This is a genomic window from Kosakonia sp. CCTCC M2018092, from assembly GCF_003864115.1.
Classification (GTDB): Bacteria; Pseudomonadota; Gammaproteobacteria; order Enterobacterales; family Enterobacteriaceae; genus Kosakonia; species Kosakonia cowanii.
Genome location: NZ_CP034225.1, coordinates 4,392,207 through 4,406,306 on the forward strand (window position 1 = coordinate 4,392,207; position 14,100 = coordinate 4,406,306).

Genomic DNA, 14,100 nt, shown 5'->3' on the forward strand with positions numbered 1-14,100 from the left:
CCGGGCATGGGGTTAATCAGTTCGATACCTGGCGCTCATAGCCCTCTTTGATATCGGTAAAGTACTGATTAATTGGGAAGCTTTTACCGTAGCGGCTCAGCGTTTCCGGTGAGATCTCGGCGAACAGTTTCTGCCAGGTCGCCGCATCCAGCTTCTCTTTGACATATTTCGCGTCGATGCCCGGATACCAGTTGAACTGCTTCACAATCCCCTGCGCCTGCACCTCCGGGCTGGTCGCCAGCGCGATAAACTCCTGCGCCAGTTTGGCCTGTGCCGCGTGCGCTGGCACCACGTAGTACATCGGCTGGCCCGGCATACCTGGCGCGATTAATGTCAGCTTGATGGAGGGCGGCAGTTTGCCCTGATCGCGCCAGCTGTAGAACATATCAACCCATACTGGCCCCATGGCGATCTCGCCCCGGCTCAGCATATCGAGTGTGCCGGCGTTGCCCGGTGTGAAAGTGACGTTCTGGTTGAACGCTTTCAGTTTGGCGAAGGCCTGATCCCAGCTCTTTTCAACGCTTTTATCGTAGGGTTGCGCCGACAAGCGCGCGGCGTCGGTGCCGTAGGCGTAGATCCAGCCGACCACGAAACTGACGCCGGACATGCCGTTTTTAATGCCGTTATAGCCAAATGCCTTCGGGTTTTTCGCCGACCACTGCACCAGCTCGTCATAGGATTTCGGCGGTGTGCTCACCAGGTCGCTGTTATAGGCAATCGCCGTCTGGCTAAGGAACATCGGCATCACATAGCCATCAACATTGACGCCCAGCGCATTTTTCGCGTTATCGGCGCTGACCAGCGAACCGGTATTGATGGCTGGGCGATACTTCTCCAGCAGCCCCTTCTCCACCAGCTGACCGCCGACCGCCTGATGCACAACGGCAACGTCGATATCCCAGCTTTTCGCCCCGCTCGCCTGCTGTGCGCTCAGCTTTTCGAGGATTTTGTTCGACCCGGCATCGCCCGGGCCGGTGCCAATAACCTGCACTTTTACCCCGGGATGCGCGGCTTCAAACTTCGGCCCAAGCCACGTTTTTACGTAATCCACCATATTCTGATCGCCTGCCGTTGCCACATTGAGCACCGTTTCAGCTTGTGCGCCCTGCGCGACAGCGCCCAGACCGAGCGCGGCGATAACCGCCAGTTTCGTTGTTACGGACATGTTTTTCCCCTAAAAGAAGCCCTGTTGGTTGGCATTAAAAAGTGGTCTCAAAGCGATGCAACGCCGGTGCCGGGATATGTAATTTGACCGACGTTTGCACAGGCCAATTCTGCTCGGCGTCGGCAAGCAGAATCTGCCCGTTGCAGCGCACGCTGTGGCGATAGTGATGACCCAGAAACGCGCTCTCCTCCACGACGCCCTCCAGCACCAGGCCCTGCGGCAAGTCGTATTGCGCGTTTGCGGGCAGCAACTGCACATCTGCACTGCGGAAATAGAGGCGTTTATCGCTGCTCTGTTGTTCAATCAGGCAGTTATCGGCCCCCATAAAATCCGCGACGAAGGGCGTAGCCGGGTGGTGGTAGATCGCCTCCGGCGTGCCAATCTGCTCAATGCGCCCCTGATTGAGCACCGCAATGCGATCGGCCATCACCAGCGCCTCTTGCTGGTCATGCGTCACAATCAGCGAGGTAAAACCGAGGCGCTTTTGCAGCGCTTTAATCTCATGGCGCACATTGAGGCGCACTTTGGCATCAAGGTTCGATAACGGTTCGTCGAGCACCAGCACATCCGGTTCAATCGCCAGCGCACGCGCAAGGGCAACACGCTGGCGCTGGCCGCCGGAAAGCGCCGTCACTTTACTCTCGGCATAGGGTTCAAGATTGACGATGCGTAATAATTCCCGCACCCGCTGCTGGATATTCTCTTTTTTCCAGCGCCGCACTTTGAGGCCATAACCAATATTTTGTGCCACGGTGAAGTGGGGCCAAAGCGCATAACTCTGGAACACCATGGTGATATTTCGCTGCTCGGGCGTGAGGTGCGTAATATCCCGATGGTTAATTGCCACCGTGCCCGATTGCGCCGGGATAAAACCACATAATGCATTGAGCAGCGTCGTTTTTCCGCAGCCGGAGGGGCCAAGCAGCGCAATCATTTCACCCTTTTCGACGGATAAATGAATATTGTGCAGCACCACTTTCTCGCCATAGGAAATTTTTAGTTTATCGATATGCAAATAACTCACGGGCGATCCCTTGTTGCGCATCTTATTTAGCAATGAACACGTGTTCATTTATTTGTAAAAAAAATGCAACTTTGTAGCGACATGATGTGAGCCTACTTTGTCCGCTATTTGTGACAATTTGATTAAGTGATAACGCTTTTTAGCGAGGCGACATGAAAATAGATGTGCTGGGCTGCGGGAGCGCCTTTTCGCGGCAGCAAAACACTTCCGCTATTCGGGTTATTGACCGGGAAAAACGCCAATGGTTGATTGACTGCGGCCCCACTATCCCGCGCGCGCTCTGGCAGCGAGATCTGGAGATTAACGAGATTGACGCCCTCTACTTTACCCATGTGCACCCGGATCACTGCACCGGCCTGACGGCGCTGCTGAATCACTGGAAAAGCTTTCAGCGGCGTAAACCACTGATTATCTGGTCGCAGCGCGAACAGCGCCCGGTGCTGATGCAGCTGGCAAGCCTGGCAAACTGGCCGCAGGCGGAACTGAGTTTTCCTATTGAGTGGCGCGACAGCGAAGCCGCTTTTCACTGGCAGGGTTGGCAGATCCATACCGCCTTTACCCACCATGAAATTCCTAATCTCGCGCTGCGTATTGAGGCTGATGGGTGCGCGCTTTTTTACAGCGGCGATGGTCGTCCGACGGCAGAGAGTATCGCCCTGATGCACAATGCTGACCTCGCCTTCCAGGAGTGCGCCTCGTTGACGGCGTTAGGCAGCGACGCCTCCCACGGCGACTTTCCCGATTGCCTTTCGCTCTATCAGCAATTACGCCTTTCAGCGCTCGGCTTATACCACTGCAACGATGCCGTCCTTGCGGCACTGGCACAGGCGTGCGCGCCCTATCCGGGGCTCTTTCTCAGCGAGGATGGCAAACAGTTTGATCTCCTCGCGCAGCAGGCGGCTCGTTATGGCTAAACAGACGGTCACCGCCGAGGATGTGGCGAAACGGGCTGGCGTTTCCCGCGCGGTGGTCTCGCGGGCGCTCAGCAGCAATGGCAGTATCTCGCCCGCCACGAAAGAGCGGGTATTGCGTGCCGCACAGGAGCTGGGCTATCAGATCAACTTCCTTGCCCAGGGCTTAAACCGCCAGCGCAGCCATTTGATTGGGGTGATTGTGGCGCGCATCGCCGATCCGTTTCGCAGCCGCCTGCTGGAGGAGCTGCTGCATGAAATCCAGCGGCGCGGCTACCAGGCACTGGTCACCGAGATTTCCGGGGAGCAGGATCTGGTTGCCACGCTGCGCCGTTTTACCCAGTTTCGCGTCTCGGGGGTGATTGTCACCTCCGGCCAGCCGCCGCAGGCGATTGTGAATGAGTGCGTAAACCTGCAAATCCCGGTGGTGGGTATCAACCGCGATCCCGATATTCCGCTGGTCGATTTCGTCTGCTCCGATAACCGCGCCGGAGCACAGCTGGCAGCAGAACAGCTGCTTAGTGCGGGGTGTCGTCGCTTCGGCTGGCTGAATACTCACGGCTCAACCTGGGCGGGACGTCGCCGGGGCGAAGCCTTCTCGCAGGCTTTAGAGGATGGCGGCGTTGATACGGCGCAGCAGCTGCAGATCATCATGGCGCATGAAGAGGGTTATGCGGGCGGTTGGCAGGCGGCGCTGGCGCACGACGCTGAACTCCCCGACGGCATTTTTTGCGCCAACGCTCAGCTGGCCTGCGGCTTTCTCGACGGCATGCGCCAGCGCGGCAAACAGGCACCGCACGATTTTCACCTGATCGGTTTTGATAACACGCCGCAAAGCGGGCAGTTCAGCTACCAGTTAACCACACTGCATCAGAACACCACGGAGATCGCCCATCGCGCGCTGACGCGCCTGCTGGAGCGGGCGAAAAATCCGTTGCAGCCTTCCCACGTCGAGTGGGTTAAGGTGGAGCTTATCCATCGACATACATCGCCACGCATTGGCTAAGAGCTATCTATGACAGAAGAGTTTACCCGCGCGCTCTGCGCGCTGATTCGCCGCCTCGGCCTTGAGGCCAAACAGCTTCGTGATAAGGGGCTGACCGTTGAGCAGAAAGGCCGCCAGGATTTTGTCTCGCAGGCGGATGTTTATGTCGAGACGCAGTTGCGCGAGTGGCTGAAGGCGCAGCGCCCGCAGGATGGGCTGCTTGGCGAAGAGCGCGGGCTGGAGCCGGGCAGCGAAGGCACCTGGGTTATTGACCCGATTGATGGCACCACCAACTTTATTCTTGGTATGGATTACTGGTGCATCTCCGTCGCCTGGGTACGCAATGACCGCATCGAACTTGGCATTATCTACGCGCCGGATCGCGAAGAGTTTTTCTTTGGCCGCGCGGGCCACGGCGCGTTCCTTAACGATCGCCGCTTAACCCTGACGGAACCCTCGCCGGACGCCGTGGTGCTCGGCGTCGGACGCTCAAGCCGCCGCGCGCCGCGTGAATATACCGATGCGCTGGAAAAACTGCTCGATCAGGGCGTGGAACATCGCCGGTTTGGCGCAGGTGCGCTGATGCTGGCCCACGTCGCCGCGGGGTTGGTGCACGGTTATTACGAAGCACACCTGCACAGCTGGGACGCGCTGGCCGGGCTGGTGCTGATCAGCGAAGCGGGCGGTCGGCACAATGATTTTCTTGCTAATGATGGCTTAACCAACGGCAATACGGCCTGGGCCGCCACGCCTGCGGTGTGGCAGCAGCTACAACCGCTGCTGCTGCCGGCAGGCAAGTAACCCGCTTAGCGGGCGGGCCACTGGTTGAGATCGATTCCGCGCTGCGGCGCGGTTTTGGCAAACTCCCGCAGCACCGCTTTCACATCCGGATCGAAGTAGTCGACGTTCTCATGCTCAACCACCACCACGCTGCGCTCCGGGATCTTCGCCAGTAACGCCTGTAAACGGGGGTTATGCAAAAAGGTCAGGTTCTGCTGGATGCGCAGCACATAGTGATCGCCGCGACGGGCAAGCTGCAACGCATTGCGATGGCAGTGGTAGAGACTCAGCGCCATCTGCACCGCCAGCCCCAGCGCAATCCCCATCAACATACCGAAAACGATAATCCCGGCGACGGTGGTAAGAAACGGCACATACTGCTGATACCCGGCGCGAAACTGCTCGATAAAGAGGCGCGGCGTTGCCAGCTTATAGCCGGTGTAGAGCAGCACGGCGGCAAGACTCGCCAGCGGGATCACCGATAACAGCTCTCCGAACCAGAGACCACACACCAGCAGTAGTACGCCGTGCAGCAGCACCGAGAATTTGCTTTGCGCGCCGTTGCTGACGTTGACCGAGCTGCGCACAATCACGGCGGTGATTGGCATGGCGCCCACCAGGCCTGAGAGCAGATTGCCCGCGCCCTGCGCGACCAACTCTTTATCCGGCGATGGCGGCGGGTTCTGCGGACGTAGCTTCTTCAGCGCCTCCTGGCTAAGCAGGGTTTCGAGGCTGGCAACCAGCGCCAGCGTGATCGCCACGGTGTAGACCGCCGGGTTTTGCCAGGCGCTCCAGTCCGGCCCTTCCAGCTCGGCCATCAGATCGCTAAGGGAGCCAAACTCCGGCAGGGTGATGCGCGGTAACGCGGGAAGCAGATGCGGCGCAAGGTAGCTCAAGGCAATGACCATCACGCTGCCGAGCAGCACCGCCACCAGCGGGCCGGGGATCCAGCTCAGGCTTTTTACCCGCTTCATTGCCGCTGAGTCCCATCCCCACAGCAGGAGCAGACCGCCTGCCGCGACAACAAACGAGGTCAGCGAAAAGGTAAAGTCGCCGCTGAAGAGCTGGCCTAAACCGCTCTCTTCCACTTCGCCAAGCGCGACCGGGATCTGCTGCATGATCAGCAGCAAACCGATTGCCGCCAGCATCCCTTTAATCACGCTACCGGGGACCAGGCCGATAAATCGCCCGGCGCGCAGCAGGCCCATCGCCAGTTGCAGCACGCCTGCCAGCACCAGCGCGAAGAGAAATGCAGAGAAGGAGCCGAGCGACTCCACCGAGGCGACGACAATGGTTACCAGCCCGGCGGCCGGGCCGCTGACGGCAAAACGCGACGGACTTAGCGCGGTGACCAGTAGCCCACCGATGATCCCGGTCAGCAGGCCAACAAAGGGCGGCAGCCCGCTGGCGTGGGCAATGCCCAGACAGAGCGGCAGCGCCACCAGAAAAACGACGACGCCTGCCAGGGTATCCTGGCGTAATGTGGCGACGGGAAGAGAACGGGCCAGCAACGGTTTTAACCTTTTCACAGTGCGACTCCCTTATGGACGGTGAACAAAATCTGGCTGGTTTGATGCGGGAACTTTTACTAGTAGCACTGTCCGGGGAAATATAATCCTAAGGAAAATCTTATTGTGGATTTAAATTAGTAAAAAAAGTCTGAATGTAAAATTATGAAAAATAAATTCTCCCGAAATATACAGATATCAAGAAAATATTGAGCTTATTGATAACTTGATAAACAGTAGGGTTTAATTTCTACATTAAGCCAAAGGATAATAAAGTTATATCACTGCATTGTTTGGATATAAGCAATAATTACTTTATTAGAAACACTCCCATTAGCAGAAAGTTACGTCAGTTCACGTTTTGCATGGCGGCCAAAATCATTATCTTTCAGCAACTCTTTTAGTGCTTCAATAGCCGCAGTCTGCTGTTTATGCTGGCAAATCAATGAGAAGGCGGCATGTTTAAACAGAGTGTAGGTATCGCTCTGAACAAGACTTAGCGCAAAGGCAATCTCTTTCTCTTTCACACTTAATAAAGCCAGCGAATTAATAGAGCTGACAATCAGGCTATCATCCTCAACGGCATCATTACGAATGATATGAATCAGCGCCTCTTTAATAAATGCATCGTCATAATCGCCATGATATAAGCCGAGGATCTTTACCGCTTCGATACGGATATCGTCGTCATTATCGATATTCGTGGCAATCTCAAGCATCGCTTTGGCTGAATTAAGATCCAATGACTGAGTAAACCCACGCAGGAAATCAAGTTTTTCGTGGTCAGCCATTACAGTGAACGCTGAAAGATTACATTGCCCGTGGTCCATGATTTATCCCGACTTACCCGCGAAGCATTGAGCTTATCAACATCTGCCGATATTGCTAATCTTGCGCCGGGTTGTGCCTCCGTCCATGGAAGCACGCTTCCAGGCAACTCTATTTCACGACCTTGTCCCAGGCCATCTGCCAGGCGCTGCCGGCACCCGGCGCATAGGCGCTGGCAAGCCCGGCACACCAGCCGGTGTAGGGATAGGGTTTGCATTTATACAGATGATTGTCGCTGCCGAGCACAATATCTCCGGCTTTATAAGCATGGCCGGCGACATATTTCGGGTAGCTCTGCTGATCCGGGGTATCGTCGTTGTGATCGGTTGTCATGACATTTAATACCGCCGACAGAAGTGATTTATTCCCCGCATTATCAATGGCATTCACGCTGTAAGCGTAGTTACTGTTCGCCGTCAGATCGTCATCGGTATAGGTATTACCGCTGGCATCAGCCACTTTCTGCTGATTGCGGAACACTTCATAATGGTCCACGCCCGAGCCGCTATCGGTGGAGGCTTTCCAGGTCAGATGGACACTGGTGGCGGTCGCCTCGGCGTTCAGCGCGGTGGGTATGCTCGGCGCGGTGGTATCTTTTTCCGGCGTCTCAATCACGCTGCCGTCGTGGATCAGTTGAGTGTAGGCTTTGCGGAACTGCCCGTTGTAAGGCACATGGTTAACGTTTTCGCCCTCATCCCAGTTGATGGACCAGGTCATTAACCCTCTGAGCGGCAGCCCCTCTTTTTCCATATCAGCGAAGACGCGGTAAACATCCTGCGGCGTTTTAACAAACCCGGTCGCGGCGGCAGCGCCATTGCTCGGCAGGCCGATGACTAATTTGCTGGAGGGAATTTTCACCGCAGAGAGGCCGTGCTTATCGGTAATGATCTCTTTGCTGAAGTGGTAGAGAAACTCATATTTTTTGCTGTCGTCATTCTGCGCGTAATTTACCCACCAGCCATCTTTCTTGGTATCGTCCGGCTGGAAGCCAATACCAAACGCGCCCTGATTATAGAACTGCGGTGCAATAAAGTCGTAATACCCTTCGAGGCTATTAATATATTTCTGGTACTGCGGATTCGCTTTGGTCAGATAAGGAATTTCTGGCGCCATACTGATAATAAAGTGTTTACCCTGCTGCTGATAATGATCGCGCACTTTTTTCAGCGCTGCCGGAATAACGGTTTCGTTATCGGCTTTTTTAATCGCACTCTGTTCAAGATCGATATCCAGACCGTCAAAACCATAGAGATCAACCAGTCGGATAATTTCGTCAGCAAAATGCTGCGTATCGCCGTTGGCTTCGTGCAGCTCAATATGCGCATCCGCGCCGCCAAGGGATAACAACACCGCCTGGCCGCGTTCGTTCAGCGCCGCCACTTCAGCGCGGAAGCTCTGATCGGTGCCATAGTAGGGCACAAAAGTCGGCATACTTTTGCCATCTGACGACTTCATAAAGGAAGCCATCACCACGTTATAGGCTTTCGGCGTATCTTTTAATGCCAGTTTCAGCGGGTAGCCCTGCTCATAATCGCCGGAAAAACCCTGATCCCAGTTGTGCCAGTAGCCAACTAATAACTTTTTACCTTCAATGGAGGGCATAGTATCGGCGTAATCGGTGTTGGCGAAAGCATGGCCGCTAAAACCGACCATTCCCGCCAGCGCCAGCGAGGCGAAGACATTATTCATCTTAAATATACATTTCATGATAATCCCTTAAATATGACCCACACAGCTCGGATGAAAAATATCGAGTGCAAAGTACAAACAATGAAAATCATATTAAAGCCTACCAGGATAATTTCATTATTTAAGTGACAGGAAGATTCTGCTCTTTATATGGCGAATTTTATTGGCTTAAAGAAGCTTCTGAATAAGTGAGGTAGTTATAGCGGCGAATAAACTTATACCCTGTTTAATATCACATTTTATTTATCAGAAGATTGCACGCAGCAGCGCGCGCAGAAAAGTACGGGTTTCCATTGCCAGATCGCTGTGTGAAAGGCTGAGGAAAAGCATCAGCAACAGAGTGATGATAACGATAAGCGTGACCCGGGTTTTCATCGCGATTTGCCTCCTGCTTGTCGAAAAATGTGGCCGCTTAAGCATGCGCTATTTCAGTCGCTTGCACTAGCTGGACATTGTTAACGGTGTAATAAAACGAAACGGTAATTTCATTTCGTGATTACAAGTTTTTAATATAATCACGCCGCCACACGATGAGGGAGGCTTCTCTGCCTGACACGGTGGTTAACAGGAAAGCGCGTCACTGCAATATGAGATACACGCCCATCTATCGACTTCGGAGAGTGATTATGGACTACAAGCTTTACTCCGCCGTGGTGATGCTCGCCACGCTCAGCTTTTCCACCGCCGCTGCTGTCACGGCCGATGCTTCCCTCGGCAAACTGATTAACGAGCGGTTGTCATGGATGAAAGATGTCGCAGGTGCTAAAGCACAACAGCACCAGGCAATCGAAGATTTGGCCCAGGAGCAGAAAGTGCTGGCGCGCGCCGTTATCGACGCCGAGTCGCTGGGGCTGGACGGTGAGAGCGTGAAGCCCTTTATTCAGGCGCAAATGGATGCCGCGAAGGCGATTCAGTACCGCTACCGCGCTGACTGGCTGTCAACACCGGAGACAAGCTGGCAGCCGCGTCCGCTGAATGAGGTACGAAAACAGATAAGCGAGCTGAGCGATCGTATCCTGCGCAAAGTGGCGGAACGCCTGAAAGCCAGCGGCAAGCTGACCGAGGCTGATAGAGAAGAGTTTATGCGCACGGTGCAGCAGCACAACTTAACCGAGCAGGATAAAGCGCATATGTGGCAGGCGATAAAATTGGTTTCGCTGAAAGCGTAAAATATAAAGCAAAAGACCCCGCCGAAGCGGGGTCTTATCGTTTCTGTTACGCGGCCCACTACGGGCGCTGAATCAGAACGGGATATCGTCGTCGAAATCCATCGGCGGTTCGTTGTTAGACTGTGCCGGGGCAGACTGCTGCTGCGGACGAGACTGCGCGCCGCCGCTGAACTGGTTGTTGTTGCCCTGCGGCTGCTGAGGCTGACCCCAACCGCCCTGCTGCTGGCCACCGCCTGCCGGTGCACCGCCGCCCTGGCGACCGCCCAGCATCTGCATGGTGCCGCCAACGTTCACTACAACTTCGGTAGTGTACTTTTCCTGGCCGGACTGATCGGTCCATTTGCGGGTGCGCAGCTGGCCTTCGATGTAGACCTGAGAACCTTTACGCAGATACTCACCGGCAACTTCCGCCAGTTTGCCGAACAGCACAACGCGGTGCCACTCGGTCTGCTCTTTCATCTCTCCGGTCGCTTTGTCACGCCACGATTCGGACGTAGCCAGCGTAATGTTGGCAACTGCGCCACCACTCGGCATATAGCGTACTTCCGGGTCCTGGCCCAGATTACCGACGAGAATAACCTTGTTTACGCCTCTGCTGGCCATGATCGTGTCTCCTGAAATCGTTTCGTAGTAGTGTAAACGCGCGAGTGTACCATTTCCACGTAGCATTTTGATAGCTGCGAAGCAGGTTCCAGACATCGTCCGCGAAGTGCGTATTTTACACACTTACGCGGAAGTTGCATTCCTATACTGTATATTCATTCAGGTTAATTTGTGTCATAATTAGCCGTTTGTGATCGCCGGTTGTCCTTCAAACACACCGGGCATTACGTGTTCCACCGGGTAAAAGGTGAATGGATTGGATAAGATAGAAGTTCGGGGCGCGCGCACCCATAATCTCAAAAACATCAACCTCGTCATCCCTCGCGACAAACTGATTGTTGTCACCGGGCTGTCGGGTTCGGGCAAATCCTCGCTGGCTTTCGATACGCTCTATGCAGAAGGGCAGCGTCGCTACGTCGAATCGCTCTCTGCATATGCCCGCCAGTTCCTGTCGTTGATGGAAAAACCGGACGTTGACCACATTGAAGGTCTCTCGCCTGCCATCTCTATTGAACAGAAGTCGACATCGCATAACCCGCGTTCCACCGTCGGCACCATAACCGAAATTCACGATTACCTCCGCCTGCTCTACGCACGCGTTGGTGAACCGCGCTGCCCGGATCACGGCGTGCCGCTGGCGGCGCAAACCGTCAGCCAGATGGTAGATAACGTGCTGTCGCAGCCGGAAGGTAAGCGCCTGATGCTGCTGGCACCGGTGATCAAAGAGCGTAAAGGCGAGCACACCAAAACTCTCGAAAACCTGGCAGGCCAGGGCTATATCCGCGCCCGTATCGACGGCGAAGTGTGCGATCTCTCCGATCCGCCGAGCCTCGAACTGCAAAAGAAACACACCATTGAAGTGGTGATTGACCGCTTCAAAGTGCGCGACGATCTGACGCAGCGCCTGGCGGAATCCTTTGAAACCGCGCTGGAGCTCTCTGGCGGTACGGCCATCGTTGCCGATATGGACGATCCTAAAGCCGAAGAGCTGCTCTTCTCGGCGAACTTCGCCTGCCCGATTTGCGGCTACAGCATGCGCGAACTGGAGCCGCGTCTCTTTTCGTTCAACAACCCGGCGGGCGCCTGCCCGACCTGCGACGGTCTGGGCGTTCAGCAATATTTCGACCCTGACCGCGTGATCCAGAACCCGGAGCTGTCGCTGGCTGGCGGCGCTATCCGCGGCTGGGATCGCCGTAACTTCTACTATTTCCAGATGCTGAAGTCGCTCTCTGAGCACTACAAATTCGACGTCGAAGCGCCGTGGGAGAGCCTCAGCGCCAACGTGCAGAAAGTGATTCTGGCAGGTTCCGGCAAAGAGTCGATCGAGTTCAAATACATGAACGATCGCGGCGATACCTCCGTGCGCCGTCATCCGTTCGAAGGCGTGCTGCACAATATGGAGCGCCGCTACAAAGAGACCGAATCGAGCGCGGTGCGCGAAGAGCTGGCGAAGTTCATCAGCAACCGCCCTTGCGCCACCTGCGAAGGGACGCGTCTGCGTCGCGAAGCGCGCCATGTTTACGTTGAAGATACGCCGCTGCCGACCATCTCTGATATGAGCATAGGTCATGCGATGGACTTCTTCACCAATCTCAAACTTTCCGGTCAGCGTGCAAAAATCGCTGAAAAAGTGCTCAAAGAGATTGGCGATCGTCTGAAATTTCTCGTTAACGTCGGCCTGAACTACCTGACGCTTTCCCGCTCGGCGGAGACTCTCTCCGGCGGTGAAGCGCAGCGCATTCGTCTGGCCAGCCAGATTGGCGCAGGCCTGGTCGGCGTCATGTACGTGCTGGATGAGCCTTCTATCGGCCTGCACCAGCGCGATAACGAACGTCTGCTCGGCACCCTTGTGCACCTGCGTAACCTCGGTAACACGGTGATTGTGGTTGAGCATGACGAAGATGCCATCCGCGCAGCGGATCACGTGATCGATATCGGCCCTGGTGCCGGTGTGCACGGCGGCCAGGTGGTCGCGGAAGGCCCGCTGGAAGCCATCATGGCGGTGCCGGAATCGCTGACCGGCCAGTTCATGAGTGGTAAACGCAAAATCGAAGTGCCGAAAGAGCGTGTGAAAGCCGATCCGCAGCGCGTGCTGAAGCTGAGTGGCGCACGCGGCAACAACCTGAAGGATGTGACGCTGACGCTGCCGGTCGGCCTGTTCACCTGTATCACCGGCGTTTCCGGCTCCGGCAAATCGACGCTGATTAACGATACGCTCTTCCCGCTCGCTCAGCGCCAGCTTAACGGCGCGACGATTGCCGAGCCTGCGCCTTATCGCGATATTCAGGGGCTGGAGCACTTCGACAAAGTGATCGATATCGACCAGAGCCCGATTGGCCGTACGCCGCGCTCCAACCCGGCGACCTACACCGGCGTCTTTACGCCCGTGCGCGAACTTTTCGCCGGCGTGCCGGAGTCCCGTTCACGCGGCTATACGCCGGGGCGCTTCAGCTTTAACGTGCGCGGCGGGCGCTGTGAAGCGTGCCAGGGCGATGGCGTAATCAAAGTCGAAATGCACTTCCTGCCGGATATCTATGTGCCGTGCGATCAGTGCAAAGGCAAGCGCTATAACCGCGAAACGCTGGAGATTAAATACAAGGGCAAGACCATCCACGAAGTGCTGGATATGACCATCGAAGAAGCGCGTGAGTTCTTCGATGCGGTTCCGGCGCTGGCGCGTAAGCTGCAAACGCTGATGGATGTCGGCCTGACCTATATTCGTCTCGGCCAGTCAGCCACCACCCTTTCCGGTGGTGAAGCCCAGCGCGTGAAGCTGGCGCGCGAGCTGTCGAAACGCGGCACCGGGCAGACGCTCTATATTCTTGATGAGCCGACTACCGGTCTGCACTTCGCCGATATTCAGCAGTTGCTTGAGGTGCTGCATCAGCTGCGCGATCAGGGCAACACCATCGTGGTGATTGAGCACAACCTCGACGTGGTGAAAACCGCAGACTGGATTGTCGACCTGGGGCCGGAAGGCGGCAGCGGCGGCGGCGAGATCCTCGTCTCCGGCACGCCGGAAACCGTCGCCGAATGCGAAGCATCGCATACGGCACGGTTCCTGAAACCGCTGCTCAGCTAGTCAGACGGAGAGCTGTTGCCGGATCCCCTCCGGCACCAGCTCCATCGCCTGCTGATACGAGGCGTCCACCAGGTAGTAGATTTGCGAGTCTGGCAAAGTGCCGTCCAGATAGACCGTGCTCCAGTGCGCCTTATTCAGATGGCGGCTGGGGCGCACATCGCTGTGCTGATCGCGCAGCAGTTCCGCCAGCGCCGGGCTGGTTTTCAGTGAGACCGCCGGGCGGTCCTCAATCTCTTTCACCATCGCAAACAGTACGTCGGCGACCTTAATCTGCGTCGCTTTCCAGTCGCTGTGCACGCTCTGCTCCGCGCCAGGCTTGGCCATGCAATATTGCAGTAACTCCGAAATTGTCATCG

At 56.0% G+C, this 14,100-nt stretch carries 13 protein-coding genes; 5 read left to right on the forward strand and 8 right to left on the reverse strand.

Features of this window, described 5'->3' with window-relative positions:
- Nucleotides 1–16: 16 nt before the first annotated feature.
- Both EH164_RS20655 and EH164_RS20660 read right to left on the reverse strand, forming a co-directional pair.
- Nucleotides 17–1,165: an extracellular solute-binding protein gene (locus tag EH164_RS20655; protein WP_124970603.1), complete on the reverse strand. Its 1,149-nt coding sequence runs from the start codon at nucleotides 1,163–1,165 to the stop codon at nucleotides 17–19.
- Between the two features lie 34 nt (nucleotides 1,166–1,199).
- Nucleotides 1,200–2,189 (reverse strand): ABC transporter ATP-binding protein, encoded by a 990-nt coding sequence (locus EH164_RS20660; protein ID WP_124970606.1) that lies wholly within the window; start codon nucleotides 2,187–2,189, stop codon nucleotides 1,200–1,202.
- A gap of 152 nt (nucleotides 2,190–2,341) precedes the next feature.
- On the opposite strand from EH164_RS20660, the gene EH164_RS20665 reads away from it, so the two are divergent.
- Genes EH164_RS20665 through EH164_RS20675 form a run of 3 tightly spaced genes read left to right on the forward strand, consistent with a single transcriptional unit; the run spans nucleotide 2,342 to nucleotide 4,886 of the window.
- Nucleotides 2,342–3,103 (forward strand): MBL fold metallo-hydrolase, encoded by a 762-nt coding sequence (locus EH164_RS20665; protein ID WP_124970609.1) that lies wholly within the window; start codon nucleotides 2,342–2,344, stop codon nucleotides 3,101–3,103.
- Complete coding sequence (locus EH164_RS20670) at nucleotides 3,096–4,106, forward strand: LacI family DNA-binding transcriptional regulator (protein ID WP_124970612.1); 1,011 nt, start codon at nucleotides 3,096–3,098, stop codon at nucleotides 4,104–4,106. Before EH164_RS20665 ends, EH164_RS20670 begins: the two co-directional genes overlap by 8 nt.
- A gap of 9 nt (nucleotides 4,107–4,115) precedes the next feature.
- Complete coding sequence (locus EH164_RS20675; protein ID WP_124970615.1) at nucleotides 4,116–4,886, forward strand: inositol monophosphatase; 771 nt, start codon at nucleotides 4,116–4,118, stop codon at nucleotides 4,884–4,886.
- Nucleotides 4,887–4,891: 5 nt separating this feature from the next.
- Here EH164_RS20675 and EH164_RS20680 read toward each other — a convergent pair whose 3' ends face one another.
- From EH164_RS20680 to EH164_RS22850, 4 genes are all read right to left on the reverse strand, one after another.
- Complete coding sequence (locus tag EH164_RS20680) at nucleotides 4,892–6,373, reverse strand: SulP family inorganic anion transporter (protein WP_124971634.1); 1,482 nt, start codon at nucleotides 6,371–6,373, stop codon at nucleotides 4,892–4,894.
- A 344-nt stretch (nucleotides 6,374–6,717) separates the two neighbouring features.
- A complete protein-coding gene (locus EH164_RS20685; protein WP_124970618.1) occupies nucleotides 6,718–7,164 on the reverse strand; it encodes a hypothetical protein in 447 nt (148 codons plus the stop codon).
- Between the two features lie 148 nt (nucleotides 7,165–7,312).
- Complete coding sequence (locus EH164_RS20690; protein ID WP_124970621.1) at nucleotides 7,313–8,908, reverse strand: glycosyl hydrolase family 18 protein; 1,596 nt, start codon at nucleotides 8,906–8,908, stop codon at nucleotides 7,313–7,315.
- Nucleotides 8,909–9,136: 228 nt separating this feature from the next.
- The gene (locus EH164_RS22850; RefSeq protein WP_255411413.1) at nucleotides 9,137–9,265 is read right to left on the reverse strand and encodes a hypothetical protein; all 129 of its coding nucleotides are present in this window, start codon (nucleotides 9,263–9,265) and stop codon (nucleotides 9,137–9,139) included.
- A 251-nt stretch (nucleotides 9,266–9,516) separates the two neighbouring features.
- On the opposite strand from EH164_RS22850, the gene EH164_RS20695 reads away from it, so the two are divergent.
- Entirely contained in the window at nucleotides 9,517–10,059 is a 543-nt protein-coding gene (locus EH164_RS20695) for a chorismate mutase (protein WP_124970624.1), read from the forward strand.
- A 72-nt stretch (nucleotides 10,060–10,131) separates the two neighbouring features.
- Here EH164_RS20695 and ssb1 read toward each other — a convergent pair whose 3' ends face one another.
- Nucleotides 10,132–10,662, reverse strand: coding sequence for a single-stranded DNA-binding protein SSB1 (ssb1, locus tag EH164_RS20700; RefSeq protein WP_124970627.1), 531 nt, complete (start codon nucleotides 10,660–10,662; stop codon nucleotides 10,132–10,134).
- 256 nt (nucleotides 10,663–10,918) lie between these two features.
- On the opposite strand from ssb1, the gene uvrA reads away from it, so the two are divergent.
- The gene (gene uvrA, locus EH164_RS20705) at nucleotides 10,919–13,744 is read left to right on the forward strand and encodes an excinuclease ABC subunit UvrA (RefSeq protein WP_042712659.1); all 2,826 of its coding nucleotides are present in this window, start codon (nucleotides 10,919–10,921) and stop codon (nucleotides 13,742–13,744) included.
- Here uvrA and EH164_RS20710 read toward each other — a convergent pair whose 3' ends face one another.
- Nucleotides 13,745–14,098: an MmcQ/YjbR family DNA-binding protein gene (locus EH164_RS20710; protein ID WP_124970630.1), complete on the reverse strand. Its 354-nt coding sequence runs from the start codon at nucleotides 14,096–14,098 to the stop codon at nucleotides 13,745–13,747.
- Nucleotides 14,099–14,100: the final 2 nt, after the last annotated feature.